The sequence below is a fragment of the Streptomyces sp. NBC_01717 genome, from assembly GCF_036248255.1.
Classification (GTDB): domain Bacteria; phylum Actinomycetota; class Actinomycetes; order Streptomycetales; family Streptomycetaceae; genus Streptomyces.
The window spans coordinates 4,282,654-4,309,642 of sequence record NZ_CP109178.1 but is presented as its reverse complement, the minus strand read 5'-3'; the positions used below and the strand labels follow the sequence as shown (position 1 = coordinate 4,309,642).

Here is a 26,989-nt window from a genome sequence, read left to right as displayed (position 1 = left end):
CCCGGGCAGCGGGATCTCCGAGCGAGGTCCCGCTGCCCGGCGCACTCACCGACTCATCACACCTGGGGACACTTATGCGCATTCGTGCCACTGTCGCCGCCGTATCGGGCGCCCTGGCTCTCTCCGCCCTCGCCGTGCCGGCCGCGCATGCCGCAACGGCTCCCGTCCTCTCCAAGGTCACCGTCAACGGCGGCAAGGACATCGTTCTGGGGACGACGGTGCCGAAGACGGTCACCGTGTCCGTCACCGCCTCGCACGCCTCCGGCATTGCCACCGGTTGGGTGATCCTCTGGCACGGGACGAGCCTGGAAAAGGGCATGGACGGCGCGCTGGTGCCGACGCAGGAAGCGACCTGCAAGGACGCGAGCGCCACCACCGCCACCTGCTCGCTCACCCTCACGGTCGACCCGAGGGCCGACCTGACCAGGAACGCACTGGCCGGTTCCTGGCACATCCTCGCGGGCGCCGAGGCCAAGGACGGCTCCAGCACGTCGTACGACTCCTACGCCACGACCCATGTGCAGCGGCTGTCGAAGCTGACGGTCAACGCCGCCCCGGAGCCCGTCAAGAAGGGCAGGACCATCACGGTCACCGGCAAGCTGACGCGCGCCAACTGGGAGACGCACGCCTACGCCGGCTACACCGTCCAGCCGGTGAAGCTGCAGTTCCGTAAGAAGACCGGCACCGCCTACACCACGGTGAAGACGATCAAGTCGAGCAGCACCGGCGCCCTGAAGACCACGGTGAAGGCCTCGGTCGACGGCTACTGGCGCTACAGCTTCGCCGGCACGTCCACCACTCCGGCCGTCACCACCACCGGTGACTACGTCGACGTGCGCTAGCAGCTATACCGGGAAGCGGCGACTGACCAGGCGCCAGGTGAACTCCAGGGCGGTCGCCGCCACCACCGCAATCCCCACCGCAGCCCACGGCATGGCCGTGCCCACCAGCTTCAGCGCGAAGAAGCCCTGCAGCCACGGCACCACCAGCACGATCAGGAACGCCGCCCCCATCGCCGCGACCAGGAGGATCCGCCACCAGGTGTAGGGGCGGGCGATGATCGCGAGGACCCACATCGAGACCAGGAACAGCGTGAGCGTCGCCGCACTGGTCTCCGCGTCCAGCGCACCCGGCCCCGTGTAGTAGTGCCGGGCGATCAGATACGTCGCGAAGGTGGCGATGCCCGCGATGACGCCGGACGGGACCGAGTACCGCATGACTCTGCGGACGAAGTGCGGCTGGGCCCGCTCCTTGTTGGGCGCGAGGGCCAGGAAGAACGCCGGGACGCCGATCGTCAGCGTCGACAGCAGGGTCAGATGCCGGGGCAGGAACGGGTACTCGACCTGGAAGCAGACCACCAGGATCGCCAGCAGTACCGAGTAGACGGTCTTCGTCAGGAACAGGGTGGCGACCCGGGTGATGTTGCCGATGACCCGGCGGCCCTCGGCGACCACCGACGGCAGGGTCGCGAAGCTGTTGTTGAGCAGCACGATCTGCGCCACCGCGCGCGTCGCCTCCGAGCCGGATCCCATCGAGACGCCGATGTCGGCGTCCTTGAGTGCCAGCACGTCGTTGACCCCGTCCCCCGTCATCGCGACCGTGTGACCGCGGGACTGGAGCGCGGCGACCATCTCCCGCTTCTGCTGCGGGGTGACCCGGCCGAAGACCGCGTTCTCCTCCATGGCCGTGGCCATGTCGTCCGGGTCCGTCGGTAGCCGGCGCGCGTCCAGGGTGTGTTCGGCGCCGGGCAGGCCGAGCTTGCCCGCGACCGCACCGACCGAGACGGCGTTGTCCCCGGAGATGACCTTCGTGGCGACCCGCTGGTCGGCGAAGTAGCGGAGTGTCTGCCCGGCGTCCGGCCGCAGCCGCTGCTCCAGGACGACCAGTGCGGCCGGTTCGGCTCCGGCGGCGCTCTGCGGCCCTTCCAGCTCCCCCTGTGCACGGGCCAGCAGCAGGACCCGCAGTCCCTGCCGGTTGAGCTGCTCGATCTCGCCGAGCGCCGGGTCGTGGTCCGGGAGCAGCACATCGGGTGCGCCGAGCAGCCAGCTCGACGCCTTGCCGCTGCCCTCGTCGAACGCGGCGCCGCTGTACTTGCGTGCCGAGGAGAACGGCAGCGCCTCCGTGCAGCGCCACGCCTCGCCGTTCGGGGACGGGTAAGCGTCGACGATCGCCTGCAGGCTGGCATTGGGCCGCGGGTCGGACGCGCCGAGGTTGGCCAGCACCTGGCGTATGTACGGGTCGTCCGCACCACCCAGCGCCCGCACCTCGGTGACGTCCATGCCGCCTTCGGTGAGCGTGCCGGTCTTGTCGAGGCAGACGACGTCGACCCGGGCGAGGCCCTCGATGGCGGGCAGCTCCTGCACCAGGCACTGCTTGCGGCCGAGCCGTACGACACCGATCGCGAAGGCGACCGAGGTGAGCAGGACCAGCCCCTCAGGGATCATCGGCACGATTCCGCCGACCGTCCGGGCGATGGAGTCCTTGAGGTCGGTCTTCTTGACGACGAGCTGGCTGATGATCAGGCCGATCGCGGTCGGCACCATCATCCAGGTGACGTACTTGAGGATCGTGCTGATGCCGCTGCGCAGTTCGGACTGGACGAGGGTGAAGCGCGACGCCTCCTCGGCGAGCTGCGCGGCGTAGGCCTCGCGGCCGACCTTGGTGGCGGAGAACGCGCCGCCGCCCGCGACGACGAAGCTGCCGGACATCACCGGATCGCCGGGCTGTTTCACCACGGGGTCGGCCTCGCCGGTGAGCAGCGACTCGTCGATCTCCAGGTTGTCGGCCTCGGCCACCGCGCCGTCCACGACGACCTTGTCACCGGGGCCGAGCTCGACCAGATCGCCGAGGACGATCTCCGAGGTGGATATCTCCGCGGCGACCCCGTCGCGCCGGACCGTGGGTTTCGCCTCGCCGATGACGGCCAGGCCGTCGAGGGTCTTCTTGGCCCGCCACTCCTGGACGATGCCGATGCCGGTGTTGGCGATGATCACGTAGCCGAAGAGGCTGTCCTGGAACGGCGCGACGAACAGCATGACCAGCCAGAGCACGCCGATGATCAGGTTGAACCGGGTGAAGACATTGGCGCGGACGATCTCGCCGACGGAGCGGGACGAGCGGACGGGTACGTCGTTGACCTCGCCCCGGGCGATCCGCTCGGCCACCTCGGCGGCGGTCAGCCCGGTGCTGTGCACCGCGGAGTCCGGCAGCTTCATCGGGTGGACCGGGTCGAGTTCGGATCCGGCGTCGATGGGGGCCGGCCGGGGCCGGCGGGGTTTCTGCTTACCGGAGGAGTCGACTGCCCGCTGCGTCATGGTTCCGACGGTACGGGCGGAACGCCCGATTCACCCGCCGGGGATCCGAAGATCAGACCGCAGGAGGAGGGGTGCGGTCCGGGGCGTCAGGGAAGTCGGGGGTCGCGTCCCTGACTTTCGTGACGGTTGCGCGCCGACCCGTGTCCCGGTCTCCGCCGGTGGCTCAGGTCGGTGGCCGGGGCCGGCGGCTTGCGCCGGTGGTGTCAGTGGCTGCCGTCGGCCGTGTCGGCCGTTCCGGTCTTGGCGGCGGCGGCCGCCCGCTTGAGCGCCGCGTCGCGCCCCCGGACGTACCAGATGCCGATCAGTCCGAGCCCGGCACCGGCCAGACACGTCCACACCCACCAGGTGTGCCCGTGCTCGTCGAACCAGCCGTAGAACGGGAGCTGGACGAGGAAGAGGACGAACCAGAGGATCGTTCCGCCGGTGATGGTGGCGACGACGGGCCCCTCCAGGGGCTCGGGTGCCTCGTGTGTCGGTGTCCACTTCGCCATGGGGTCAGTGTATGCGGCCCGTATGTAAAGCCTGTCGGGCCAGTCGGCCCAAGGGTCTACGCGCGGAGATAGCGATCTTCGCCTTATGTATTCATACTGAATCTGCTTACGGCTGTCTCGATTTATTCGTGTAAAAGTCCAAAGCTGACCACTCTTCTCCCCCCTCTACGCACGACTGAGGTCATACATGTCTCCCTCGGCCACCGCTTCGGTCGACTCCAGGCAGCCCATAGCGCCACAGCCGCACGGCGGCTTGGACCGTTTCTTCAAGATCTCCGAGCGGGGGTCGTCGGTCGCGCGTGAGATCCGCGGCGGATTCGCCACGTTCTTCGCGATGGCGTACATCATCGTGCTGAACCCGATCATTCTCGGCAGCGCGAAAGACATGTACGGGCATCAGCTCAATGGCGGCCAGCTGGTCACCGCCACCGTGCTGACCGCCGCGTTCTCCACCCTGCTGATGGGCGTCATCGGCAATGTGCCGATCGCGCTGGCCGCCGGTCTCGGCGTCAACACCGTCGTCGCCCTGCAGCTCGCCCCCCGGATGAGCTGGCCGGACGCGATGGGCATGGTCGTCCTCGCCGGCATCGTCGTCATGCTGCTCGTCGCGACCGGGCTGCGCGAACGCGTGATGAACGCCGTACCGAAGTCGCTCCGCAAGGGCATCGCGATCGGTATCGGTCTCTTCATCCTGCTGATCGGTCTGGTCGACTCGGGCTTCGTCTCCCGTATCCCGGACGTCGCGCACACCACCGTGCCGCTCCAGCTCGGCAGCGACGGCCACCTCAACGGCTGGCCGGTTCTGGTCTTCATCCTCGGGGCGCTGCTCACCCTCGCACTGATCGTCCGCAAGGTGCCGGGCGCGATCCTGATCTCGATCGTCGCCATGACGGTCGTCGCCATGGTCATCGACACGGTCGCCGACCTGCCGGGCGAGGCCTGGGGCCTGACCGTTCCGCAGTGGCCGGGCAACCCGGTCGCCACCCCCGACTTCGGACTGATCGGCAAGGTCAGCCTGTTCGGCGGCTTCGACAAGGTCGGTGCGCTGACCGGCATCCTGTTCGTCTTCACCGTGCTGCTGTCCTGCTTCTTCGACGCGATGGGCACCATCCTCGGTGTCGGTGACGAGGCCAAGCTGACGGACAAGGACGGCAACTTCCCCGGCATCAACAAGGTGCTGTTCGTGGACGGCATCGCGGTCGCCGCGGGCGGTGCGAGCTCCTCCTCCGCCAGTACCTGCTTCGTGGAGTCCACGGCGGGTGTCGGAGAGGGTGCCCGCACCGGTTTCGCGAGCGTGGTGACGGGTCTGCTGTTCACGGTGGCGCTGTTCCTGACGCCGCTGGCGACCATGGTTCCGTCGCAGGCGGCCACGCCGGCGCTGCTGGCGGTCGGCTTCCTGATCATCGCGGGGTCGGTGCGGGACATCGACTGGAGCGACTACACGCTCGCCGTTCCGGCCTTCCTGGCCATGGTGATGATGCCGTTCACGTACTCGATCACCAACGGCATCGGCATCGGCTTCATCGCCTTCTCCGTGCTGCGGGTGGCGGCCGGTCGCTGGCGCGAGGTGCCGGTGGCCATGTACGTGGTGTCGGCGGTCTTCGTCTTCTACTACGCGATGCCGGCCCTCGGCCTGACGTCGTAACCCTTCACACGTCGCCCTCTGCGGGGCGGACGACCGGGCGAGTCAGTTCACCCGGTCGTCCGCCCCGTAGAACTTTTCCGTCTCGTCGACGGCGGCTTTGAAGCGCTCGTCGAAATCGTCGCGGATGAGCGTCCTGACGACATAGTCCTGGACGCTCATTCCGCGTCTGGCGGCGTGCTGCCGGAGCCGGTCGAGCAGCTCACCGTCTATCCGCAGGCTGAGCACTGTCGATCCCATGGCAAGCAGGGTTACGGCCTTTGAGGTCGTTTCGCGTCACTTTCCGGATCCGACTCACTCGTTTGGGTGATCGATAGCCCGCGCGTGTACCAGCCGAGTGGTATTTAGGGTAGGTAATGAGTTACGCTAACAAACATGCCTGACCTGATCCACGACGGCGAGAGTGCCGCCGCCGTGAGCTCCCTTCGTTCCGCTGTGATGCTGCTGGGCCGACGCCTCAAGCACCAGCGCGTCGACGAGTCGCTGAGCCCCACCGAGATGTCGGTGCTCGGCACGCTCGCCCGCTGCGGTTCCGCCACTCCCGGTGAGCTGGCCCGCAAGGAGCATGTGCAGCCTCCGTCGATGACCCGCATCGTCGCGCTGCTCGAAGCCAAGGGACTGGTCAGACTGGAACCGCACCCCGATGACCGTCGCCAGAAGATGGTCAGCCAGACCGAGCAGGCCGAGGCCATGCTCGAGGAGAGCCGCTCCAAGCGGAACGCCTGGCTGGCCACCCTCGCCGAAGGCCTGGACGAGGACGAGTGGGAGACGCTGCGCAAGGCCGCACCAGTGCTGGAGAAGCTCGCCCACCTGTAGCGGTACGGGGGGTACGCCGGGCCGGAGTCCGCGTGCAGCCCGTACGGCCGCATCCCGTCAGTCAGCACGCAGTCCACGCCCGAGGAGGCGAACCCTTTTGAGTACGGGATCCGGAGCAGACTCCGCCCCCGCACCGACGTCCACCCACGAGAGCAAGCCCGGCGGGACCTTCTCGTCGCTGAAGATCCGCAACTACCGCCTGTTCGCCACAGGCGCGGTGATCTCCAACACCGGTACCTGGATGTCCCGCATCACGCAGGACTGGCTCGTTCTGAGCCTCACCGGGTCCGCCACCGCCGTCGGCATCACCACGGCCCTCCAGTTCCTTCCCATGCTGCTCTTCGGCCTGTACGGCGGCGTCATCGCCGACCGGCTCCCGAAGCGCAAGCTCCTCCTCGTCAGCCAGGCCGCGCTCGGTCTCTGTGGGCTCGCCCTCGCCGCCCTCACCCTCTCCGGCGTCGTCCAGGTGTGGCACGTCTACCTGATCGCCTTCCTGCTCGGCATGGTCACGGTCGTGGACAACCCGGCCCGCCAGTCCTTCGTCTCCGAGATGGTCGGACCCGCCCAGCTGCGGAACGCGGTCAGTCTGAATTCGGCCAACTTCCAGTCGGCCCGGCTGATCGGTCCCGCCGTCGCGGGTGTCCTGATCACCACGGTCGGCAGCGGCTGGGCCTTCATGTTCAACGGCCTGTCCTTCGGCGCCCCGCTCATCGGCCTGCTGCTGATGCGCACGAGCGAACTGCACAAGGCGATCGTCGTGCCGCGTGCCAAGGGTCAGCTCCGCGAGGGGCTGCGCTATGTCTCGGGGCGCCCCGAGCTGATCTGGCCGATCGTCCTGGTCGGCTTCGTCGGCACGTTCGGCTTCAACTTCCCGATCTGGCTCACCGCCTTCGCGGACGAGATCTTCCACGGCGGCGCGGGGATGTACTCGTTCTTCAACATCCTCATGGCGGCCGGTTCACTGGCCGGCGCGCTGCTGGCCGCCCGCCGGCGCTCCTCGCGGCTGCGGATGCTGGTGGCGGCGGGGACGGTGTTCGGTCTCCTGGAGATCATCGCGTCCATGTCGCCGTACGTCTGGCTCTTCGCGATCCTGCTGCTCCCGATCGGCATGATCGGCCTGACCACCAACATCAGCGCGAACACGAGCGTCCAGATGGCCGCCGACCCGGCCATGCGCGGCCGGGTGATGAGCCTGTACATGATGGTCTTCGCCGGGGGTACGCCGGTGGGCGCCCCGATCGTGGGCTGGATCAGCGACACGTACGGCGTCCGGACCGCCATGGCGGTCGGCGGCACGTTCTCGATGTTCGCCGCACTCGGCGTCGGCTTCATGCTGGCCCGCGTCGGCGGCCTGCGGATCAAGGTCGACCTGCGGCCGGGCCGCCCGCATGTGCGGTTCGTCCCCCGCGAGCAGCTGGCGACGGCGGCCTGAGGAGCGCTCGTACGCGACGTGCCAAGGCCCCGGCCGGTGGATACCGGCCGGGGCCTTCGCGTAGGCACTCGGGGCTGTTTCGCAGGTACAACGCGGTACGCACGGTGACCGGGACGCGCGCCGGTACGGTGCGACACTCGGCCCATGAGCCGCATGAGACTCTTCGTTGCCGTCCTGCCGCCCGACTCCGCCGTCGCGGAGCTCCGCCGTGCCGTGGCCCCGCTGCACACCCTTCCGGGGGCCGGTGGCATGCGCTGGACCGGCACCGATGCGTGGCACTTCACGCTCGCCTTCCTCGGTGTGGTCGACGAAGGGCTGCTGCCCGATCTGCACGAGCGGCTGGGGCGCGCCGCCCGGCGCACCGAGCGGTTCCCGCTGCGCATCCACCGAGGCGGCCGGTTCGACGGCCATGTGCTGTGGGCCGGGGCCGCGGGCGAGCTCGACACGCTGAGGCTCCTTGCCGAGCGCGCCGACGCGGCAGCCCGCCGCGCCGGCGTCGCGATGGACGAGCACCGCCGCTACACCCCGCACCTCACCCTCGCCCGCAGCCGCTCCGAGACCGACCTGCACCCCTATCTGGAGGCCCTGGACACCTTCGAGGGCACACCGTGGGAGGTCGGCGAGGTCGCTCTCGTACGCAGCAATCTGCCGGTTGCCGGGGTGCCGGGGGAGCGGCCTCGGTACGAGGTGGTGGCCTCCTGGCCGCTGGGGCACTGAGCGGTGCGGTTACGCTCGACGGGTGGACCCGAAGACCAGAAACCGCATCATGGCCGCCGTGCTCGTACTGATGTTCGCCGTTGTCGCCGTGACAGCCGCAGTCGGAGGCTGAGGCACCGACACCGGCTCAGCCGAGCCCCAGGGCCAGGGCCGTCTCCTTCGCGAACGCCTCGGGGTTGTCCAGCATGATGTTGTGCTCGCACCCCGGGACCGGCACGACCCGCACCCCGCCCTCGACCAGACCGTCCTCGTCGGGCAGCGGCCCGTCGCTCTCGGGCCGAAGGTAAGTGCGCGGAATCTTCAGCTCCAGCAGCTGCTCGCGCATCGTGGGCGTCGTCCCGCGCGCGAGGTGCACGGCGCTGCGGTGCAGCGCCTCCGAGCCCGAGAGCCGCATCGTCGACCACCAGTGGGGTCCCACCCGGTCGCGCACCTCGGCCATGCCCTGATCGAGGAACTCCGCCTCCGTGTACGAGGCGATGCCGCTGCTGCCGGGCCGTTGCCGATCGGGCGCGACCGGGTCGAGGTTGGCGTCGATCAGGACGAGCCGCGCCACCAGCTCCGGGTGGCGTGCCGCGAGCACGATGGCCACCGAACCGCCCATGCTGTGTGCGACGACGTCCGAGGCGTACGCATCGGCGGCCCTGAGCGCGACGGCGATCGCGTCGGCGTGCGCTTCGAGCGTGTAGTCGAAGTCCGTGGGCCGGTCACTGATGCCGAAGCCGAGCATGTCCATGAGCAGCGAACGGCTGCCGGCGAGGAGTGGATGGACGGCGCTCGCGGTGAAGTACGGACCGGACGAGGCGCCGAGCCCATGCAGATAGACGCGGGTCCGTCCGTCGCTGCCGGGGATCTCCACCCACCGGATGCGCGCACCGTCCGCAGTCACCTGTGCGTTCTGCATGTCTCCCGCTCCCCTCCGGCCATGAAACCATCGGCGAGACCATATATCGGTGTCGATGTATGAAGCGAGAGGGGAGGATGCTCGGGTGCTGGAACTGGCCATCCTGGGATTTCTGTACGAGCAGCCGTTGCACGGCTACGAGTTGAAGCGACGCGTCGCCCACCTCACCGGCCATGTCCGCCCGATCGCGGACGGCACGCTGTACCCGGCGATCAAGCGCCTGGAGCGCGCCGGGTGGCTCGGCCGCCGGACCGAGCCCGGCAGCAGGGCCGCCCCCCGCCACACGCTGACCCTGACCGACGACGGGCGCGAGGAGCTGCGCCGCCGGCTGCGCGAGGCCGACGATGTGGACATCAGCGACGAGAACCGCTGGTTCACCGTCCTCGCCTTCCTCCGCCACCTGCAGGCCCCCGCCGAGCAGGCGGACGTACTGCGGCGCAGGCTGACGTTCCTGCAGGAGCCGAGCAGTTTCTTCTACGACTACGGCTCCGGGGGCGAGCGCCCCCTCGGCCCTGAGGCCTTCGACGACCCGTTCCGACGAGGCGTTCTCACGATCGCCCGTGCGGCGAGCGAGGCGGAACTGAGCTGGCTGACAACGACCCTCAAGCATCTGGAAACCCGCTGAGTCCGCCCGATGAGCCCTTGCTTCGAGCGGACTCGAAGGCGTTGGCTTGGTGCCCATGAAGTACACGCAGCTCGGACGCACCGGACTTGAAGTCAGCCGACTTGTCCTCGGCACCATGAATTTCGGTCCGCAGACCAATGAGGCCGACAGCCACGCGATCATGGACGCCGCGCTGGACGCGGGCGTCAACTTTTTCGACACTGCCAATGTCTACGGCTGGGGCGAGAACAAGGGCCGCACGGAGGAGATCCTCGGCACCTGGTTCGCCAAGGGCGGGGAACGCCGCGACAAGGTCGTACTCGCCACCAAGGTGTACGGGAACATGGCCGCGGAAGGCGACGCCTGGCCCAACCACCACAAGCTCTCCGCGCTCAACATCCGGCGCGCCGTCGACGCCAGCCTCAAGCGGCTGCAGACGGACCACATCGACCTGTACCAGTTCCACCACATCGACCGCGCCACCCCGGTCGAGGAGATCTGGCAGGCCATCGACGTCCTGATCCAGCAGGGCAAGATCCTCTACGCGGGCTCGTCCAACTTCGCCGGCTGGAAGATCGCCCAGACCAACGAGACCGCGAAGCGCCTCGGCTCGTACGGCCTGGTCAGCGAGCAGTGCCTCTACAACCTCGCCGAACGCCGCGCCGAGATGGAGGTCATCCCGGCCGCGCAGGAGTACGGCCTCGGTGTCATCCCGTGGTCCCCGCTGCACGGCGGACTGCTCGGCGGTGTGATCCGCAAGGAGCGCGAGGGCGGCGCGGCCCGTTCGGCGTCCGGCCGGTCCGGGGACGCGCTCGCCAACACCACGGTGCGCGCGCAGATCCAGGCGTACGAGGACCTGCTGGAGAAGCACGGCCTGGAGCCCGGCGAGGTGGGCCTGGCCTGGCTGCTGACCCGTCCGGGCGTGACGGGCCCGATCTCCGGCCCGCGTACGCGTGAGCAGCTGGACTCGGCGGTGCGCGCCGTGGACCTGGAGCTGTCGGACGAGGTGCTGGCCGCCCTGGACGAGATCTTCCCGGGCCCCGGCCCGTCGCCGGAGGCCTTCGCCTGGTGAGCAGGGGTACTTCGCTGTGAACAACTGAGCCCGGCTCTGCGGCACAAGCGCGCGGAGCCGGGCTCAGGTCGTCGGGCGTGGCGGCTACTTGAGGTAGACCAGGCCGTCGGTGGTGATCGTCGGCCGTCCCGAGGTGGCGACGACGACGATCTTGACCGTGTGCTTGGCGCTCGTGGACCAGCTCTTCGTCCACAGCGCGTCTCGGTACTTGGTGGTGGACGACTTCAGGTCGACCGTGGCCACCTTCGTGCCGTCGACATAGACGTACGCCTGGCCGGACGTACTGGCGCGCGAGACCACCCAGGCGGCCGACCTGCCGGTGAACGTCCAGGTCAGGCTCGCGCTCTTGGACGAGCTGGAGTACGACTTGCCGCCGAGATAACTGGACGACGACTTCGTCGTCCAGGTGCCGGTCTTCGTGGCCGAGGTCTCCTGGAGGATGACCGGGGTGCCGGAGACGGAGGTGGCCGCGGTGTTGCCCGCCAGGTCGTAGGCGGTCATGGACCAGGCGGTCGACACACCGGATTTGGCGGTGTGCGAGGCGCTCGTGGTGGCCGGCCCGTAGGTCTTGGCGACCGGGGCGGTCAGCCGGACCTCCTTCAGGGACGCGGCGTCGGTCGCCTTCCACTTCAGGGTGAGCGGGACGGCGGTGGTGTTCACCGTGCCGGTGCGCAGCGCGAGGTTCGGCTTGGTGGTGAACGTGGGAGCCGTCTGATCGGCGATCACGGTCGCGACCGCGGACGTGGCCGTCTTCCCCGACTGGTGCGTGGCGCGGACCTGGATCTTGTGGGTGCCGGCACCGAGGGTGGCCTTCGCCGAAGTCGCGGTGCCAACGGTGGTGGCGACGCTCTTGCCGTCGACCAGCAGCTCGTACTTGGAGATGAAGGCGCTCGGCGTGCTCGCCGACCAGCCGACCGTGATCGCGGACCTGGTGTAGTACGACGTCCCGGACAGCGTGGCACCGGTCATCGACTTGACGGTGAGTCCGGTGACGGGCCCGGCCGCGTAACTGCGGATGGTCGGCAGCTGGCCGTACAGCTTGGTGCCGGGGCACTCGGTGTTGAAGCCGTCGCGGTGGCCGGAGATCTGCTTGAAGGAGTACTGCGTACCGGCGGTGAAGGTCTTCCCGAAGCCGTTGGACCCGTTGGCGCCCGCGGTGAGCATGGTGCTGCCCGCCGGGTCGCCCTTGTACTGGCCGAGCTTCCACGCGGCGATCCGGGCCACCGAGGCGGTCACCGCGCCGGGGGCGGCCGCATCCGTGTAGGTGCCGAGGACGGAGATACCGGTCGACTCCCGGTTGAAGCCGTAGGTGTGTGCGCCGAGGACCGGCCGGTCCACGCCGCCCTTGCGGCCCTCGAAGATCGTCCCGCACTTGTCGACCAGGAAGTTGTAGCCGATGTCCTTCCAGTGCTCGCTCTGGACGTGGTACGCGTACACGCTGCGCACGATCGCCGCGGAGTCGGCGCAGGAGTAGTCGTTGGTCCCCGCGGTGTGGTGGACGAAGACGGCCTTGACCGTGTCGTTGTACTCCGGCGCCTCCGGGCTGATCGACTCGTCAGCGCCCCAGCCTGCACGCGAGGTGATGGGCGGCTTGGGCACGGTCGACGGCGGTGCGGGCGCCAGCGATGCGGACGGCGAGGTGCTCGCGGTCGGCGAGGAGCTGTCGCTCGCCGTGGGCGAGGGGCTGTCCGTCGCCGTCTCGGAAGGTGTCACGGTCGGCGCCTCGGATGCCGGGGCGGTGTCGGACTCCGTGACCGTTGGGGTCGGTTCAGAGGTGGCCGTCGGATCGGCCGAGGGGGAGTCGGACGACGACGGGTCGGCCGGGATATCGGTTTCGGCGACGAAGGCGGCCGGGGCCGCGTGCAGCGACGAGCCCTTGCCGGGGTCGACGGTGTCCAGCTGCAGCCCGGCGGGCAGCTTCGCGGAGACCTTGGCGCCCGCGGTCACGCGTACCTCGACGCCGTTGGACGGGCCGACCCACCGCGGTTCGGTGGACCCGCGGACACCGGAGCGGCCCGTCTCCGTACGGCCGTCGTTGTCGGTCTCCAGCGGCGTCCAGGACGTCCAGTTCCCGTCGGCGGCGGACCGGGTCCGTACCTCGACGGATCCGGACACCTTGGCCGCCGGGTCGGTCCAGGTGACCCCCAGCATGCTGAACGGAGCGGTGTCCCGCCGGCCGAGAGTCGCGGAACTGCCGTCGGCGGACACCTTCAGCGCCGCCTCGCGTACCTCGGCCCGGACCGGACCCGCCTTGCTGTCGGCACTGTCGTCGGAATTTCCGGTCATGCCCTGGAACACCAGGACACCGGCCACCGCCGTCGTTGCAACAGCAGCCGTGGCCCAGAGTCTTCGCCGCGATCTCAAGTCGTATCCCTTGTGAAGAGAGTGGTGGGACAGTCAGGTTCCGTCGGCTCGGGGGCACGTTGGGGGAACGCCACGGGAATTCCGACGAGAGGAGCAAGATCCACCGCACTGCGGCGGGCTGCACAGCATGCCATTGCTCCATCCGGCCGACGGGACCGCCCCCGGCGTTGCGCCGACCCCCGTCCTCTACTGCGCGGCGAACCGGTCCAGCGCCTCCAGGACCGCGCGGGTGGTCGCCGGCCCGCCCAGATGCCCCGCCCCGTCGATCACGGTCAGCTCCGCGTCCGGCCATGCCTTCACCAACTCCCACGCGGTGATCAGCGGGCCGCCGAGGTCGAACCGGCCGTGCACCAGCACACCCGGGATCCCCGCCAGCCGCCCGGCGTTCCGGATCAGCTGCCCCTCCTCCAGCCAGGCGCCGTGGGAGAAGTAGTGCGAGCAGATCCGTACCAGCGCCTGCCGCGCGCTGCCCGGCCGGCCGCTGTAGGGGGGCGGTCCCGAGTACGTCTCCTGGGAGAGCACCGCGTCCTCCCAGGCGCACCAGTCGGCCGTGGCCCTCGCCCGCACCGCAGCGTCCGGGCTCTCCATCCGCCGGGCGTACGCGGCCACCAGGTCGCCGTCCCCGGCCGCCTCCGGGACGCCCGCCCGGAACAGGTCCCACGCCTCCGGAAAGATCTTCCCGACGCCCCGGTACAGCCAGTCGATCTCACTGCGCCGGGTCGTCGTGACGGCCGGGATCACGATCTCGGAGACCCGCTCCGGATGCTCCTCGGCGTACGCCAGGATCAGCGTCGACCCCCAGGACCCCCCGTACAGCAGCCACTTCTCGATCCCGAGACGGACACGCAGCCGCTCCATGTCGGCGATGAGGTGGGCGGTGGTGTTGTGCCGCATGTCGGCGGCCGGGTCACTCGCGTGCGGGGTCGACCGGCCGCAGCCCCGCTGGTCGAAGAGGACGACCCGGTAACGGTCCGGGTCGAAGTACTGCCGGGTGTGCGCGCCGCACCCCGACCCAGGACCGCCGTGGACGACGAGCGCGGGCTTGCCGTCCGGGTTGCCGCAGACCTCCCAGTGCACGAGGTTGCCGTCACCGACATCGAGCATGCCCTGGTCGTACGGTTCGATCGGCGGGTACTTCTCGCCGGGCTCGCGGTCCATGGCGGCGTCGTCCTTCCGGTCCGGGCCAAAGGGCTCACCTTATGGCGGGGCGTAGCGTGGCTGCCGTGATTTCCACCCCACGGGTCCTGGCCGTACTCGACGATCTGCTCGCCATCGCAGCCCCCGACCGGCGCGGTGCACTCTGGCAACTGGCCGAACAGGGGCGGGAGCTGGACGCCAACCTGGTGCGTCTGCCGCCGGGCGCCGAGGTCGGTGAGCATCAGGAGGACGTCCTCGACGTGCTCCTCGTCGTCATCGCGGGAAGCGGCCGGGTGGCCAGGGGCGCAGAGGTCCTGGAGCTCGCCCCCACCACGGTCCTCTGGCTGCCCCGCACCTCCCGCCGCGCCCTCGCGGCCGGACCGGACGGCCTGGCGTACCTCACCGTCCACCGCCGCCGTCCGGGCCTGACCGTCAAGCCCTCGGTCGAGGTCCCGGCGGCGCACGAAGGCGGCGAGGGGCCCTGCATGCTGGACCGGGTCTGTCCCGGCTGCGGCCGCCTCTCGGCCGATCCGGCGCCGGTGTTCTGCAGCAGGTGCGGGGAGCGGTTCCCGGAGCGGTGAGGCCGACGCGGTCTATTCGTCGGCGGTGAGTTCCCCGGGGGCTGCTCCGTTCACCCAGCCGTGGGCTGCCGCGTAGATGCCCAGCTGGAACCGGGTGTGCGCGTCGGCCCGTTCCATCAGCGCGTGCAGTCGGCGCTGCAACGTGCGGTAACTGACGCCGGCCTGGCGGGCGATGGCCTCGTCCGGCAGGCCCGCGGTCAGCAGGCTGACCAGCAACTGGTCCTCCGCCGACAGGGCGTGCGGGTCCTCGCTCTCCACACCGTCCAGGCGTAGCGGCTGGGCGACCGCCCACAGTGCTTCGAAGAGCGCCGCCAGCGCGTCGAGGATCGCCGACCGGCGCAGGACGACGAAGGATGGGCTCGGGTCCGGGCCCGAGCCGGGACGCAGCGGCAGGAGCGCCAGCCGGTCGTCGGCGAGAGCCATCTTGGCGGGGACGTCGGCCAGCACCCGGGCCTGTTCGCCCGCCGCCGCCCACATGCGCAGCAGATGCACCCGGCCGGGCATGTCGATGCTCTCCGCGTCGTACAGGCCCCGGACGGACACCCCACGGGCGAGCAGGTCGAGTTCGGCCTGGTTCGGGTCTAGTTCACTGTCGGCGTGGTAGGGCGGTTTGTCGAAGACGCGCAGCTGTTGCTGTGCGCTGCGGATCACTTGGTGGCCCCGCTGCTGCACGGCCTCCGCGCCTGTGATGATCTCGATGACCTCGGCCGGGTCCCGGTCGGCCGCCGCCCGACGGAAACGCTCGGTGAACTCCCCGGCCCGGACCCTCGCCTTGTGCAGCTGCTCCTGTCGCCCCAACAGCAGTGCGTCCAGGGCGACTTCCGGATCGATGGCGACGTAGGTGGCCGGAGGCCCGTGGTGGCGGCCGACGAGCCCGCACGACTGGAGCCGACGCAGCGCCGCGCGCACCCGGGTCGGTGGGAACCCGATGGTGCGTGCCAGTTCGTCCGCGGCCACGGCCTGCCCGTCGAGCAGCGCGGCATACACGGTCTCGGATTCGGGGTCGACGCCCAACACCTCAAGCATGGCGGCCATCCTGACCGGCCGGACAGTCGCTCACAAGGGGTACGTCGGGTGGCGAGAACCTGTCACTGACGACTTCTCGCCGGGCACTCCTCTTCCGTGGTGCCGTCTCGATGTCCACCGGCAGCGCACCCGATTCGTCACCGTGCGTCAACCCCGTCGCCGTCGCTGCGGCCCCCCGTCGGACTGTGACAGTCGCACCCGGGCCGATACCTCGCACACAGAGCTAAAATGGCTGTATGGCGGCAGGTGACCTACCTGATGAGCTCGCCGGACTTCTGCCCCGCATCCAGAGGCTCGCCCGGCGACGGCTGTGGAGCGGGTTGCCCCCACCCAGGCTGCGTGGGGCGCACGCCGAACTGCTCCGTCTCGTCGACGCCGAACCCGGCATCCGGGTCTCCGCCGCCGCGCACGACCTCTGCCTCGCGGCCAACTCCGTCAGCACCCTGGTCAATCACCTGGTCACGCAAGGACTGTTGCGACGGGAGAGCGACCCCGGTGACGGGCGTGCCGCGCTGCTGTACCCGACCCCCGCAGGCGTCGCGCGGCTGCGCGAGTGGCGTGCCCGGCGCGACGCGCTCTTCCGTGAACACGTCGCGAAGCTCGACGCGGCCGACCGGGCCGCGCTGACCGCCGCGCTTCCGTCACTGCGCAGACTCGGCGACTCATTGCGCGAAGGGGAGGAGCCCCCGTGACCCCCGCTCTCAGCTGCACCGGTCTGACCTACTCCTTCGGCACGTCGAAAGCCGTCGACGGGCTGGACCTGCTGGTCCGCCCCGGCGAGGTCTTCGGCCTGCTCGGGCCCAACGGCGCGGGCAAGACGACCACCATGCGCGCGATCACCACCTTGCTGCCCGTGCCGTCCGGTGTCATCGAGGTGTTCGGCCATGACGCGGCGCGGCAGAAGATGGCCGTACGGCGCCTGCTCGGTTACGTACCGCAGCAACTGTCGGCCGACGCCGGCCTCACCGGCCGGGAGAACGTCGCCCTCTTCGCCCGCGTCTTCGACGTGCCCCGCCGCCAGCGCGCGGCCCGCGTCGCACAGGCGCTGGACGCGGTCGGCCTCGGCCCCCAGGCGCACCGGCTCGCCGCCACCTACTCCGGCGGCATGGTGCGCCGCCTCGAACTGGCCCAGGCCCTGGTCAGCGCACCCCGCCTGATGATCCTGGACGAACCGACCATCGGCCTGGACCCGATCGCGCGCGACAGCGTCTGGGACCGCATCACCGAGATCCGGACCGGCACCGGGATGACCGTGCTGGTCACCACCCACTCCATGGACGAGGCCGATCAGCGCTGCGACCGGCTGGCCCTCATGCACCTCGGCAGGCTCCGCGCGCTCGGCACGCCCGCCGAGCTCAAGGCCGAACTGATCGAGCACCGCCGGGAGTCCGGCGAGACCGCCCTGCCGCCGCCGACGCTGGAGGACGTCTTCCGGTACCACTCCGGAAGCGGCCTGGACGACCCCGGCTCCGGCTCCGGCTCGGGCTCGGGCTCGGGCCCCGGCTCAGGTTCCGATGAAGGGAAGGGAGCGTTCCGCGATGTCCGCCGTACCCGTCGCACCGCATCACGCCTCGGCTGAACCCGGCTCCCCCGACCAGCGGTTCGCTCTCCTGCTGGACCCGCCGCCGTCCCGCACCGGCTGGCGCGTCGTCCCCGCGCGCGTCACCGCGATGTGCGTCGTGGAAATGCAGAAGCTGCGCCACGACCGCACCGAGATCTACACCCGTGCCGTGCAGCCGGCGCTCTGGCTGCTGATCTTCGGGGTGACGTTCTCCCGTATCCACGCCATCCCGACCGGCGGCGTCCCCTATCTCGACTTCCTGGCGCCCGGCATCATCGCCCAGTCCGCCATGTTCATCGCGATCTTCTACGGCATCATGATCATCTGGGAGCGGGACTCGGGGGTCCTCACCAAACTCATGGTCACACCGACGCCCCGGACCGCTCTGGTGACCGGCAAGGCCTTCGCCGCCGGGGTGAAGGCCGTGATCCAGGCGGCGGTCGTCATCGTGATCGCCGCGCTGATCGGTGTCGGCATGACCTGGAACCCGTTGCGCCTGCTCGGCGTGGTGGTGGTCGTCGTCCTCGCCTCGGCGTTCTTCTCCTGCCTGTCGATGTCGATCGCCGGCATCGTCCTGACCCGCGACCGGCTGATGGGCATCGGCCAGGCCATCACCATGCCGCTGTTCTTCGCGTCCAACGCGCTGTACCCGGTCGCCCTGATGCCGGGCTGGCTCCAGGCCATCAGCAGGGTGAACCCGCTGAGCTACCAGGTCGACGCCCTGCGCGGGCTGCTCATCGGTACGCCGGCCCACCTGGGGCTCGACTTCGCGATACTCGCCTTCGCCGCGCTCGTCGGCATCGTCGCCGCAGGTTCGCTCCTGGGCCGGCTGGCCCGCTGAGCTACCGCGTGCGCGGACGGTCGAACCAGATCGTCAGCAGCGTCGGCCCGAGCCCCAGCCAGAACACCACCTGCGGAACACCCCGGTCCGTCCACGGCACCGCCACGACGGCCACCGCGCACAGCGTCCCCACCACCGCCTGTACCAGCACCAGCCGCGCCCAGAACATCCGCCGCAACAGCGACCGGACACTCAGCTGCACCCCCGCGCGCAGCTTCCGGTAGCGCCGCCACGCGCCGAACGCCCAGACCAGCGCGATCAGCGCCAGAACGTACAGCCGGGTACCGATCGGCAGCGGCAGCTCGGGTCCGTCCCCGTCGGACGGGAACAGATCGATCGCCGCACCCGCCAGCACCAGACTGAGCACGGCGAGCCACCGGGTGCCGCGCAGCATCTGGAACACGGCCCGGTCCAGCCCCATGCGCAAGCTGTTGGAATCGGGGGCGGCGGCCAGCGCGGACGCGTACACCTCCGCCCGCCGCTTGGGCCCCGTGCCGGGCGCGGCGGCCTGCTTCTCGGCGAGCTCACGCAGCGCCCAGGCACTCGTCGGGTCGAGCCGCAGCGTCTCGCGGATCGCATGGTCCCGCACGTCGAAGGCCCCGTTGAGCAGCGCCGCCTTCCACAGCCCCTCGTACGCCCCCGGCTCCTCCGGGGCCAGCCGGACCGCCGTCTGCGCCAGTTCGAGCACCTCGGGCCAGCGCGGCTGCCAGGCACTGACCGCTTCCGCGAGTGCGTTGACCGCCTGCCACGACTGCGGGCTGATCCGCACCGCCTCCTGGGCCGCCGCGAGCGCCTCGTCGCGACGACCGGTCCTGCGCAGCCCGTACATCCGCACGATCCACGCGTCGCAGTCCTGCGGGGCGATCCGCAGTGCCTCGCCGGTCGTGGTGACGACGTCCTCGAACTCCCGCTCGCGCAGATGACAGCGCGCCAGCCGCACCCAGGCCCGGAAGTCCTCGGGGTCCTCGGCGAGGCGCTTGGTCAGCAGGGCCTTCGCCTCGTCCAGCCGGTCCAGGCCGATGAGGGCGGCCGCCTGCTCGGTCAAGGGGTGTTCGGCAGTGGTCACAGCTTGCGCTTCCTCTTCAGGTAGGCGAGCAACTCGTCATACATCCCGCCCTCGTTGGCGAACATCGCGACATTGCGCGCCGAGGCGAACCAGGGATCGGTGGACGGCCGGATCTCCTTCGCCGCACCCAGCAGATCCTTCATGTCGATCATCCGGACCACCCCGGTACGGCTCGAGTCGAGGAGCGCCCGCTCCGACGCGGATTCGCAGAGGTGGGCCAGATCGGCGCCCGACAGATCCTCGGTGACCTTGACCAGCTTGCCCAGGTCGACGGATTCGATCGGCCGGTCGCGCAGGTGGTAGCGGAGGATCGCCTCACGTGCGGGCGCGTCCGGCGGCAGGACGAGCAGGGTGCGGTCGAGCCGGCCGGGGCGCCGCAGCGCGATGTCCACGTCCCAGGGGACGTTGGTCGCGGCGAGCACGAACACGCCCTCGTTGGCCCCGCCGACGCCGTCCAGCTCGGTGAGCAACTGGTTGACGGTGTTGCGCATCCCGCCGTGCTGCATACGACTGCGCTTGGCTCCCAGCGCGTCGACCTCGTCGAGGAACAGCACGCACGGTGCCTGGCGGCGGGCGGTCTCGAAGACCTCGTGCATGTTGCGCTCGGAGTTGCCCATCCACATGTCGAGCACGTCGTTGATCGACACGGACATGAAGCTCGCCCCGAGCTCACCGGCGACGGCCCGCGCGATGAACGTCTTCCCGCAGCCGGGCGGCCCGTACATCAACAGCCCGCCGCGCAGGCTCTTCCCGTACAGCCTGCCCAGTTCGGGATTGCGCATGGGAGCGAGGAACGCGGCTTCGAGGCGCTCCTTGATCTCCTCCATGCCGCCGACGTCGGCGAGCGTGACGGTACCGGGGGTGTCGACCTCCCAGGCCGTGGCGTCCCCCGGGGCGCCGCCGTCGTCCGCGGCGAGGGGTGCTTCGGGGGCGGTGGAGGTGGGGCCGGACGTCACGAACCGCGGCGGTACGGCGTCCGCGACCTCGTTCTCGGCGGCCGCCCAGTCGAAGCCGGTGGGCGGCGCGGGTGCGTCGGGCACCTCCGGTGCCGGCTCCTGCGCCCGGGGCTTCTCCGGTGCCGGAGTCGGCTCCGGCTTTTCGGCAGCCGGTGCGGGCAGGCCCATCGCCCGCATCATGAGCGCCCGCGCCCCGGCGTCCCCGGGCGCGTGCTGCAACGCCACGGCGGCCTCGGCGACCGCGGCCTCGCTCAGACCCTCACCGAGCAACAGCTCGGCGAGATGCAGGCGCAGAGGTACGTCGGTGGGAGCCGTGGCGACGGCGGTCCGCATGCTCTGGATCAGGGGCGACTCGGGGGACATGCCGACACCCTACGGAGCGGTTCCGGCAGCCGGCGACGCGGCCTCCGGCGCTGCCCGGCCGCTGTTGCCGCGCGGCGTGCAGGAGGAAGTCCGCCCAGGCGGTGAGGAAAAGGCGGGGACCGGGGCGGCGAGGTCCGCTGAACTGGCGCCTGCGCGGCGGGAGATCGGCACGTCCGTCTTAGCGGGCGCCGACGCGTCGTCCTTGGATAGGGTGCCGTGTCGATGGTGGCATTCTTCGGGGGAGACGTGAGTTCATGAATGCTCAGCAGCCTGACCGGGGGAGTTCGTCTCCGGTCTTTCAGCCGCTTGCGGGAGACGATCCGACAACCATCGGCGGATACCGGCTGGCCGCCAAGCTCGGCGCGGGCGGCATGGGCAAGGTGTATCTGTCGTACACGCCCGGTGGGCGGCCCGTGGCCATCAAGGTGATCCGCCCCGAGTTCGGGGAGGACGCCGAGTTCCGCCGCCGGTTCGCCCAGGAAGTGCAGTCCGCGCAGCGGGTGCAGGGCCTGTTCACGGCACCCGTCATCGACGCCGACACCGACGGCGCGCAGCCCTGGCTGGCCACCGCGTACGTGCCGGGGCCCTCGCTGGCCGACGCGGTTGTCGCCCATGGGGCGCTGCCTGTCGAGACGGTGCTGCTGCTGATCGCGGGCATGGCCGAGGCCCTGCACGTCATCCATGGCGCGGGCATCGTGCACCGCGATCTCAAGCCGTCCAATGTGCTGCTCGCCGCCGACGGGCCCCGTGTCATCGATTTCGGTATCGCCCACGCCGCCGACGCGACCTCGCTCACCGGCAGCGGCGTCACGATCGGCACGCCTTCGTTCATGGCCCCCGAACAGGCCGCGGGGCGCAGGGTGACCGCGGCCACCGACATCTTCGCCCTCGGTCAGGTCGCCGCGTACGCGGCGACGGGGACGCCGGCTTTCGGCGAGGGGACCTCGCACGGTGTGCTCTACCGGATCGTCCATGAGGAGCCCGACCTCAGCGGGGTCCCGGAGCGGCTGACGGAGCTGGTCACCCGATGCCTCGCCAAGGACCCCGAAGCCAGGCCGTCGGTCACCGAGGTCATCGGGCTATGCCAGGCCGCGAACGCGGAGACGGTGCTGCGGCGCCCGGAGGACTGGCTGCCGGGCTCGGTCGCCGCCGACATCACCGGGCGGGCGGCGGCCCCCGCCCCCGCCCGGACCCCGCCACCGCCGAACTCCGCCCCGCCCGTGGCGTACTCGCCCACCACCCCGGTGGGTCCGGCCGCCGCACCCACGGGCTTCGGCCCGCCCATGGCGTACCGGCCCCCTCAGCAGTACCGGACGCCCACCGCGGCACAGGCCCATGCCCACGCTCACGCACCGACCCAGGGCCCGGCGTACGCGCAGACGTACCCCGGGCACTTCGGACAGCCTGTTCCGTCGGCGCCCCGGTCCTCGAAGGGGGCGGGCGGGCGGGGAGCGGTCATCGCCCTGGCCGCCGCACTGGTCTTCGGTATCGCGGGTGGCGGCACGTACGTCCTGCTCAAGGACGAGGGGCAGCAGGCGCAGAGCAGCGGCTCGTCACAGGGCAGCCAGGGCAACGAGGACAAGCCGGAAAGTCGGGCGAGCGGCGGGGACGGGACGGCCGAATCGAAGCCCGATGCCAAGCCTGCGCCGAAGCCCGTCGTCCACAAGGGCATCAACCTCACAGCCGGGTACCACCTGACGCTCGATGACGACGACATCCGGCCCGTGGAGGGCGAGGACGGTGGTTACGAACTCTCCTACGACACCGGCGGATATCTCGACGCGGAGAGCCAGGACGGAAACCTGGTCCTGCTCGATCCGGGGCAGGAGGGATCGCTCGACGCCTGCCGCGAGGACACCCGGTTCACCAAGAACATCTACGTGAACAAGCTCTCCAAGGGGCGACAGATCTGCGTCACCACCGGGACAGGACACATGGGGCTGGTGACGGTGCAGGGCTTCTCGGCCGAGGACTCGCCCAGTACGTATATGACTCTGGACCTCACCGTCTGGCGCAACGCCGTCGCCTCCGGCTCGGGCGGCTGAGCCCGCGCCGGACCCGCCGACCATGTGTGAGCCGGTCATCGGGGCAGTGACAACTCTGCTTACCGTTATCGAAAGGGCCGGTCCGTAGCGGCAGGAGTGCGGCGGACGACCGGAGTTGGGGCGGGCTTCGGGCGCCTGACGATCGGCGGGCGTCGAAGGCGTGGCGGATCCTCCGCTTGTGGGGCGGAACGGGGAGAATGGCGGCGTTTCCTGGGTTGCCGCCCCGAGTCGGGATGTCGGGGCCGACGAAAGAGGACCTGTGGTGGATGCCCTGGTGAGCCGCGGAACAGGGACGGGCGAGGCGGTCGGGCCGGTCCATGCGATCGCCGAGGACCGTGCGCAGTGGCGTGGACGGCTGTTGCGGGCCGGACGGGCGCTGTTCGCCGCCTACGGCTACGCGAACACGACCGTCGAGCAGCTCTGCGCCGAGGCGAAGGTGCCGGTCCGGGCCTTCTCCCAGCAGTTCACCTCACGTGAGGCGCTGTTGATCGCACTGTACGACGAGGTGGCGACCCGCGGACTGCGCGCCTCCGAGGCGGTCCTGCTCTCCGACGGCATGGACGAGTGCTCGACCGAGGAGCGGTTCCGTCGCCTCTTCGACGCCTATGTGCGGGCCGTCACGGCTGATCCGCGCGCGGCGCGGGTGGCGTTCGTCGAAGTGCTGGGCGTCAGCCGCACGGTGGACGATCATGTCGCGATGTGGCGGACGATGTGGTCGGAGTTCCTGACCTGCGAGGCCGAGCGCGCCGCGGAGCGGGGTGAGGTGGGGGACGGCGACCAGCGGGTCGCCGTCATGGTGATGACCCACTCGGTCGACGAACTCCTCGCCCACCACGGCCGCCGTCCGCGTCAGGTCACGCCCGACTGGCTGACCGATGAGCTGACCCGGCTCTCCCTGATCATGCTGGGCTCGCCGTGACGGTTCGCCGTTCTCCTCGATCGCCGGACGGGCCCGATGTGTAGGGACCGCCCAGGCCCCACCCCTGATGCATCGCGTCGGCGAACGCCGCGGCCAGCTTCTGCTCGCCGGTGGGGCCGGGGTGCGTACCGTCGTAGGTGTCCGTGTGGATGTCGTACGTGGCCGGGCGCGACGCCAGCAGGATCGGGGACGCCGGCGCGTCGAGATCGGCGACGGCCTTCGCGAGCAGCTCGTTGAAGCGGTCGCACTCGGCGGCGAACGGGGCATCGGACTCGGCCCGGACGTTCGGTATCACAGGCAGGAGCACGGCCCTGATGTGCGGTGCGGCGGCGCGGGCGGCCTCGATGAACGCCCGTACGTTCAGGGCGGTCTGCTCGCTGTCCGTGTAGAACCCGAGGTCTATCAGGCCGAGCGAGACGAGCAGCACGTCCGCGCGGGTCGCGGTGACCGTGTCCGCGATGACCGGGGCCATGTGCAGCCACCCCTCGCCCCAGCCCGCCAGATGGCGGCGGGCCTCGGCGGGGAACTCCGGGTCGCCGTACGCGTACGAGACCGGGGTGTTCGTCGCGGTGTCGTACAGCTCGGTGCGCGGGCCGACGATCTCGTACGGGTCGTCGAAGGCCGCTTCGAGGTGCTGCCACATGCGGTAGCGCCAGGTGAAGTCGCCGGCGCGCCCGATGGTCATGGAATCGCCGACGAACATGAAACGCATGGCGACATCATGGCGGATCAACGCGCCGGGCTGCGACGTGACGATGGACACTTGACCCCATGCGTTCGTATCTGACTGTCTCCGGCGCCGCCGCGCTGCTCGTCCTCACCGGTGCGGCCGTGACCGCGGCCCCGGCCACGGCCGACGACGGAGCTGCCGACCGCAGCTTCACGATCGAGGACCCCCGGATCACCGAGTCCAGCGGTCTCGCCGCGAGCCGCGCCCACCCGGGCATCTACTGGACGCACAACGACAGCGATGACGGTCCGTACATCTACGCCGTGGACTCCCGGACCGGGAGGACCGTCGCGACGATCACCATGCGCGGGGTCGGCGCGCCGCGCGACGTGGAGGCGATCTCGCTCGGGCCGGACGGCAATCTGTACGTCGGCGACATCGGCGACAACCTGAACGGCAGCTGGGACCACGTCTGGATCTACCGGTTCCGCGAACCGAAGGTCCTGAAGGACGCGACGGTCCGGGCGACCCAGTTCGACGTGAAGTACGCGGACGGGGCGCGCAACGCCGAGGCGCTGATGGTCCACCCGAGGACCGGCCGGGTCTACATCGCCTCGAAGAACGAGGACGGCGGCGGACTCTACGAAGGACCCGCACGGCTCACCACCGGCCGGACCAATGTGTTCCGGCGGGTCGGGGAGGTGCCATGGGTGACGGACGGGGCGTTCTCGCCGGACGGGAAGGAACTGGTGCTGCGGTCCTACTTCAGCGCCCGTGGCTACGCGTTCGAGGACGGACGGCTCGGCGCCGACCACCGCGTGGACGCTCCGCTGCAGGGCCAGGCCGAGTCCGTGACGTACACGGCGGACGGCTCGGCGCTGATGTTCGGCTCGGAGGGCGCGCGGAGCGAGGTGGTACGGGTGGACGTCGCAGGAGCGCGCGGAAACGGCAGCGGCTCCAAGTCGCCGTCGAAGGACGGTGGCGGCGCGTCGTCCGCCGGCGGCGCGGGCGGCAGTGAGATGAAGGGCAGCACGCTGGTCGGGGCGGCGCTGCTCGCCGCCGTGGGCGCACTCGTCTTCATGAACCGGCGCCGCAAGCGCGGCTGACCGACCGCACCCGACCCCATCGGCGCACGTCCCGGGCGGCCCCCAGCCATCCCGTGGAGCGCCGCACGTAGGGTCGGGCGCTATGACGAACCACGGACCCGAGGCCTTCTCCACCGAGCGGCTCGACGCAACTCCGCTGCGAGCCGCGCACGCCGAGGAGATGGCGACGGTCCTCGCCGACCCGGCCCTGCACGCGTACACGGGCGGCGCCCCGGAGGACCTCGACGCCCTCCGGGCCCGGTACACCCGCTGGGAATCCGGCTCCCCCGACCCTGCCGAACACTGGTGGAACTGGGTACTCCGGGTCCGCGCCGACAGCCGCCTGGCGGGCTGGGTCCAGGCCACGGTGGCGGGCCCGCGAGCCGAGATCGCCTGGGTGATCGGCACCCGGTGGCAGGGCCTGGGCTACGCGAAGGAGGCGGCGGCGGGGCTGGTGGCGCACCTGCTGGCCGGGGGCACGGTGCATACGGTCGTCGCGCACATCCACCCCGACCACACCGCGTCCGAGGCGGTGGCCGCGGCGGCAGGCCTCGTCCCCACCGACGAGTGGGAGGACGGGGAGCGGCGGTGGCGCCGCACGGATGTCACTTCCGGTGCTGCCCGGCCTTGAGCAGATCCGCGACATCGAGGGTGACCTCGGCGCCGATGGAGGCGGGGAGCGTGACCTGCCGGCCGGGGGCGTACACCTGGTGGCTGTCGTATCCGTCGGCGATGGGCTCGGTCAGGACGTGGACCCGGCCGTGCTTGCGGTCGACGATCACATAGACGGGGATCTTGGCCTCGGCGTACGCGCTGACCTCGGCGCGCAGGTCATTGTTGTACCTCGGTCGAGTGAACGAGCGGGACACGCCCTTGTCAGTGCTCGTTGGCACGATGAACCGCATCACTGAGGGAGGGGTTGCCATGGGCACCTGGGACATCGGTCATTTCGACAGCGACACCGCAGCGGACTTCTCGGGGGATCTGGACGACGCCCCGCAGGGCGAGCGTGCCGAGCTGATCCGGGAGGCTCTGACGGTCGTCGCCGGGACTCAGGACTACCTCGACTCCGACGAGGCCGTCGTGGCCGTGGCGGCCGCCGCCCTGGTGGCCGCGCAGTGCCCGGGCGGGGAGCCCGTGACGACTGCCTACGGGCCGGACGAGCCGCTTCCGGAGCTTCCCCTGGAGCTGCGGGGCCTTGCTGTTCAGGCTCTTGACCGGGTGGTGACCGAGCCGTCCGAGCTGCTCGAGCTGTGGAGCGAGGGCAGCCACGGGGAGCCGTGGGAGGAAGGGATCGGCAGGCTCCGGACGGTCCTGGTGGAGGCGGCGGGGTGAGGAAGGGCGAGGGGCCCTTGGTACGGATCCGTACCAAGGGCCCCTCGGAGT

Annotated in this window: 26 protein-coding genes and 1 pseudogene; 16 read left to right on the top strand and 11 right to left on the bottom strand. The window is 70.4% G+C overall.

Features of this window, described 5'->3' with window-relative positions; all coding sequences use genetic code 11:
• Window positions 1-74: 74 nt before the first annotated feature.
• A complete protein-coding gene (locus OHB49_RS19460) occupies window positions 75-842 on the top strand; it encodes a DUF5707 domain-containing protein (RefSeq protein ID WP_329161812.1) in 768 nt (255 codons plus the stop codon).
• Between the two features lie 3 nt (window positions 843-845).
• Here the strand turns inward: OHB49_RS19460 and OHB49_RS19455 are convergent, their stop codons facing one another.
• Together OHB49_RS19455 and OHB49_RS19450 are read right to left on the bottom strand one after the other, a co-directional pair.
• A complete protein-coding gene (locus OHB49_RS19455; protein WP_030975482.1) occupies window positions 846-3,314 on the bottom strand; it encodes an HAD-IC family P-type ATPase in 2,469 nt (822 codons plus the stop codon).
• A gap of 203 nt (window positions 3,315-3,517) precedes the next feature.
• Window positions 3,518-3,805, bottom strand: a complete 288-nt coding sequence (locus tag OHB49_RS19450; RefSeq protein WP_030975488.1) for a DUF2530 domain-containing protein — start codon at window positions 3,803-3,805, stop codon at window positions 3,518-3,520.
• 187 nt (window positions 3,806-3,992) lie between these two features.
• Here OHB49_RS19450 and OHB49_RS19445 point away from each other — a divergent pair, with 187 nt between their 5' ends.
• On the top strand, window positions 3,993-5,450 hold the full coding sequence (locus tag OHB49_RS19445; protein ID WP_030926520.1) for an NCS2 family permease: 1,458 nt from the start codon (window positions 3,993-3,995) through the stop codon (window positions 5,448-5,450).
• A 42-nt stretch (window positions 5,451-5,492) separates the two neighbouring features.
• Here the strand turns inward: OHB49_RS19445 and OHB49_RS19440 are convergent, their stop codons facing one another.
• The gene (locus OHB49_RS19440; protein WP_030975490.1) at window positions 5,493-5,687 is read right to left on the bottom strand and encodes a hypothetical protein; all 195 of its coding nucleotides are present in this window, start codon (window positions 5,685-5,687) and stop codon (window positions 5,493-5,495) included.
• 135 nt (window positions 5,688-5,822) lie between these two features.
• On the opposite strand from OHB49_RS19440, the gene OHB49_RS19435 reads away from it, so the two are divergent.
• From OHB49_RS19435 to thpR, 3 genes are all read left to right on the top strand, one after another.
• Window positions 5,823-6,263, top strand: a complete 441-nt coding sequence (locus tag OHB49_RS19435; RefSeq protein WP_030926516.1) for a MarR family winged helix-turn-helix transcriptional regulator — start codon at window positions 5,823-5,825, stop codon at window positions 6,261-6,263.
• Between the two features lie 97 nt (window positions 6,264-6,360).
• Complete coding sequence (locus tag OHB49_RS19430) at window positions 6,361-7,695, top strand: MFS transporter (protein ID WP_329161810.1); 1,335 nt, start codon at window positions 6,361-6,363, stop codon at window positions 7,693-7,695.
• 153 nt (window positions 7,696-7,848) lie between these two features.
• Entirely contained in the window at window positions 7,849-8,412 is a 564-nt protein-coding gene (thpR, locus tag OHB49_RS19425; protein ID WP_030975494.1) for an RNA 2',3'-cyclic phosphodiesterase, read from the top strand.
• 127 nt (window positions 8,413-8,539) lie between these two features.
• Here thpR and OHB49_RS19420 read toward each other — a convergent pair whose 3' ends face one another.
• Complete coding sequence (locus OHB49_RS19420; RefSeq protein ID WP_329161809.1) at window positions 8,540-9,313, bottom strand: alpha/beta fold hydrolase; 774 nt, start codon at window positions 9,311-9,313, stop codon at window positions 8,540-8,542.
• A gap of 55 nt (window positions 9,314-9,368) precedes the next feature.
• Here OHB49_RS19420 and OHB49_RS19415 point away from each other — a divergent pair, with 55 nt between their 5' ends.
• Both OHB49_RS19415 and OHB49_RS19410 read left to right on the top strand, forming a co-directional pair.
• On the top strand, window positions 9,369-9,938 hold the full coding sequence (locus tag OHB49_RS19415; protein ID WP_329166545.1) for a PadR family transcriptional regulator: 570 nt from the start codon (window positions 9,369-9,371) through the stop codon (window positions 9,936-9,938).
• Window positions 9,939-9,993: 55 nt separating this feature from the next.
• Window positions 9,994-10,989: an aldo/keto reductase gene (locus OHB49_RS19410; protein WP_329161808.1), complete on the top strand. Its 996-nt coding sequence runs from the start codon at window positions 9,994-9,996 to the stop codon at window positions 10,987-10,989.
• An 84-nt stretch (window positions 10,990-11,073) separates the two neighbouring features.
• On the opposite strand, the gene OHB49_RS19405 is transcribed toward OHB49_RS19410, so the two are convergent.
• A complete protein-coding gene (locus OHB49_RS19405; protein WP_443079540.1) occupies window positions 11,074-13,353 on the bottom strand; it encodes a peptidoglycan recognition protein family protein in 2,280 nt (759 codons plus the stop codon).
• Window positions 13,354-13,539: 186 nt separating this feature from the next.
• Complete coding sequence (gene pip, locus OHB49_RS19400) at window positions 13,540-14,511, bottom strand: prolyl aminopeptidase (RefSeq protein ID WP_329161805.1); 972 nt, start codon at window positions 14,509-14,511, stop codon at window positions 13,540-13,542.
• A gap of 65 nt (window positions 14,512-14,576) precedes the next feature.
• Here pip and OHB49_RS19395 point away from each other — a divergent pair, with 65 nt between their 5' ends.
• The gene (locus OHB49_RS19395; protein WP_329161802.1) at window positions 14,577-15,071 is read left to right on the top strand and encodes a cupin domain-containing protein; all 495 of its coding nucleotides are present in this window, start codon (window positions 14,577-14,579) and stop codon (window positions 15,069-15,071) included.
• 12 nt (window positions 15,072-15,083) lie between these two features.
• Here OHB49_RS19395 and OHB49_RS19390 read toward each other — a convergent pair whose 3' ends face one another.
• Window positions 15,084-16,097: a helix-turn-helix domain-containing protein gene (locus OHB49_RS19390; protein WP_329161800.1), complete on the bottom strand. Its 1,014-nt coding sequence runs from the start codon at window positions 16,095-16,097 to the stop codon at window positions 15,084-15,086.
• Between the two features lie 236 nt (window positions 16,098-16,333).
• Here OHB49_RS19390 and OHB49_RS19385 point away from each other — a divergent pair, with 236 nt between their 5' ends.
• From OHB49_RS19385 to OHB49_RS19375, 3 genes are read left to right on the top strand one after another with little or no spacing between them, the layout of a single operon-like run.
• Entirely contained in the window at window positions 16,334-16,789 is a 456-nt protein-coding gene (locus OHB49_RS19385; RefSeq protein WP_030975513.1) for a MarR family winged helix-turn-helix transcriptional regulator, read from the top strand.
• The gene (locus OHB49_RS19380) at window positions 16,762-17,676 is read left to right on the top strand and encodes an ABC transporter ATP-binding protein (RefSeq protein WP_443079663.1); all 915 of its coding nucleotides are present in this window, start codon (window positions 16,762-16,764) and stop codon (window positions 17,674-17,676) included. The genes OHB49_RS19385 and OHB49_RS19380 overlap by 28 nt, the downstream gene beginning before the upstream one ends.
• Complete coding sequence (locus tag OHB49_RS19375) at window positions 17,636-18,499, top strand: ABC transporter permease (protein WP_329161796.1); 864 nt, start codon at window positions 17,636-17,638, stop codon at window positions 18,497-18,499. The genes OHB49_RS19380 and OHB49_RS19375 overlap by 41 nt, the downstream gene beginning before the upstream one ends.
• 1 nt (window position 18,500) lies before the next feature.
• Here OHB49_RS19375 and OHB49_RS19370 read toward each other — a convergent pair whose 3' ends face one another.
• Together OHB49_RS19370 and OHB49_RS19365 are read right to left on the bottom strand one after the other, a co-directional pair.
• Window positions 18,501-19,565 (bottom strand): tetratricopeptide repeat protein, encoded by a 1,065-nt coding sequence (locus tag OHB49_RS19370; RefSeq protein ID WP_329161794.1) that lies wholly within the window; start codon window positions 19,563-19,565, stop codon window positions 18,501-18,503.
• Window positions 19,562-20,884, bottom strand: a complete 1,323-nt coding sequence (locus OHB49_RS19365; protein WP_329161793.1) for an AAA family ATPase — start codon at window positions 20,882-20,884, stop codon at window positions 19,562-19,564. Before OHB49_RS19365 ends, OHB49_RS19370 begins: the two co-directional genes overlap by 4 nt.
• 254 nt (window positions 20,885-21,138) lie before the next feature.
• Between OHB49_RS19365 and OHB49_RS19360 the strand changes: the two genes are divergently transcribed.
• A complete protein-coding gene (locus tag OHB49_RS19360; RefSeq protein ID WP_329161792.1) occupies window positions 21,139-22,929 on the top strand; it encodes a serine/threonine-protein kinase in 1,791 nt (596 codons plus the stop codon).
• Between the two features lie 259 nt (window positions 22,930-23,188).
• The gene (locus tag OHB49_RS19355; protein WP_078852858.1) at window positions 23,189-23,848 is read left to right on the top strand and encodes a TetR/AcrR family transcriptional regulator; all 660 of its coding nucleotides are present in this window, start codon (window positions 23,189-23,191) and stop codon (window positions 23,846-23,848) included.
• Here the strand turns inward: OHB49_RS19355 and OHB49_RS19350 are convergent.
• The gene (locus OHB49_RS19350) at window positions 23,829-24,560 is read right to left on the bottom strand and encodes a GDSL-type esterase/lipase family protein (protein ID WP_329161789.1); all 732 of its coding nucleotides are present in this window, start codon (window positions 24,558-24,560) and stop codon (window positions 23,829-23,831) included. The genes OHB49_RS19355 and OHB49_RS19350 overlap by 20 nt on opposite strands.
• A gap of 59 nt (window positions 24,561-24,619) precedes the next feature.
• On the opposite strand from OHB49_RS19350, the gene OHB49_RS19345 reads away from it, so the two are divergent.
• Together OHB49_RS19345 and OHB49_RS19340 are read left to right on the top strand one after the other, a co-directional pair.
• The gene (locus tag OHB49_RS19345) at window positions 24,620-25,624 is read left to right on the top strand and encodes a WD40 repeat domain-containing protein (protein WP_329161788.1); all 1,005 of its coding nucleotides are present in this window, start codon (window positions 24,620-24,622) and stop codon (window positions 25,622-25,624) included.
• An 82-nt stretch (window positions 25,625-25,706) separates the two neighbouring features.
• Window positions 25,707-26,234, top strand: a complete 528-nt coding sequence (locus OHB49_RS19340; RefSeq protein ID WP_329161786.1) for a GNAT family N-acetyltransferase — start codon at window positions 25,707-25,709, stop codon at window positions 26,232-26,234.
• On the opposite strand, the pseudogene OHB49_RS19335 reads toward OHB49_RS19340, so the two are convergent.
• Window positions 26,209-26,457 (bottom strand): annotated as a pseudogene (locus OHB49_RS19335) (Uma2 family endonuclease); the annotation flags it as partial. The gene OHB49_RS19340 and the pseudogene OHB49_RS19335 overlap by 26 nt on opposite strands.
• Before the next feature lie 70 nt (window positions 26,458-26,527).
• Here OHB49_RS19335 and OHB49_RS19330 point away from each other — a divergent pair.
• The gene (locus OHB49_RS19330; protein WP_329161785.1) at window positions 26,528-26,938 is read left to right on the top strand and encodes a DUF4259 domain-containing protein; all 411 of its coding nucleotides are present in this window, start codon (window positions 26,528-26,530) and stop codon (window positions 26,936-26,938) included.
• Window positions 26,939-26,989 lie beyond the last annotated feature (51 nt).

Coding starts and splice junctions, on each gene's coding strand:
- OHB49_RS19450 (WP_030975488.1), bottom strand. CDS start 3,805: ATGGCGAAGTGGACACCGACACACGAGGCACCCGAGCCCCTGGAGGGG.
- thpR (WP_030975494.1), top strand. CDS start 7,849: ATGAGACTCTTCGTTGCCGTCCTGCCGCCCGACTCCGCCGTCGCGGAG.
- OHB49_RS19435 (WP_030926516.1), top strand. CDS start 5,823: ATGCCTGACCTGATCCACGACGGCGAGAGTGCCGCCGCCGTGAGCTCC.
- pip (WP_329161805.1), bottom strand. CDS start 14,511: ATGGACCGCGAGCCCGGCGAGAAGTACCCGCCGATCGAACCGTACGAC.
- OHB49_RS19415 (WP_329166545.1), top strand. CDS start 9,369: ATGTATGAAGCGAGAGGGGAGGATGCTCGGGTGCTGGAACTGGCCATC.
- OHB49_RS19385 (WP_030975513.1), top strand. CDS start 16,334: ATGGCGGCAGGTGACCTACCTGATGAGCTCGCCGGACTTCTGCCCCGC.
- OHB49_RS19345 (WP_329161788.1), top strand. CDS start 24,620: ATGCGTTCGTATCTGACTGTCTCCGGCGCCGCCGCGCTGCTCGTCCTC.
- OHB49_RS19375 (WP_329161796.1), top strand. CDS start 17,636: ATGTCCGCCGTACCCGTCGCACCGCATCACGCCTCGGCTGAACCCGGC.
- OHB49_RS19350 (WP_329161789.1), bottom strand. CDS start 24,560: ATGCGTTTCATGTTCGTCGGCGATTCCATGACCATCGGGCGCGCCGGC.
- OHB49_RS19440 (WP_030975490.1), bottom strand. CDS start 5,687: ATGGGATCGACAGTGCTCAGCCTGCGGATAGACGGTGAGCTGCTCGAC.
- OHB49_RS19460 (WP_329161812.1), top strand. CDS start 75: ATGCGCATTCGTGCCACTGTCGCCGCCGTATCGGGCGCCCTGGCTCTC.
- OHB49_RS19360 (WP_329161792.1), top strand. CDS start 21,139: ATGAATGCTCAGCAGCCTGACCGGGGGAGTTCGTCTCCGGTCTTTCAG.
- OHB49_RS19420 (WP_329161809.1), bottom strand. CDS start 9,313: ATGCAGAACGCACAGGTGACTGCGGACGGTGCGCGCATCCGGTGGGTG.
- OHB49_RS19410 (WP_329161808.1), top strand. CDS start 9,994: ATGAAGTACACGCAGCTCGGACGCACCGGACTTGAAGTCAGCCGACTT.
- OHB49_RS19340 (WP_329161786.1), top strand. CDS start 25,707: ATGACGAACCACGGACCCGAGGCCTTCTCCACCGAGCGGCTCGACGCA.
- OHB49_RS19365 (WP_329161793.1), bottom strand. CDS start 20,884: ATGTCCCCCGAGTCGCCCCTGATCCAGAGCATGCGGACCGCCGTCGCC.
- OHB49_RS19330 (WP_329161785.1), top strand. CDS start 26,528: ATGGGCACCTGGGACATCGGTCATTTCGACAGCGACACCGCAGCGGAC.
- OHB49_RS19455 (WP_030975482.1), bottom strand. CDS start 3,314: ATGACGCAGCGGGCAGTCGACTCCTCCGGTAAGCAGAAACCCCGCCGG.
- OHB49_RS19390 (WP_329161800.1), bottom strand. CDS start 16,097: ATGCTTGAGGTGTTGGGCGTCGACCCCGAATCCGAGACCGTGTATGCC.
- OHB49_RS19445 (WP_030926520.1), top strand. CDS start 3,993: ATGTCTCCCTCGGCCACCGCTTCGGTCGACTCCAGGCAGCCCATAGCG.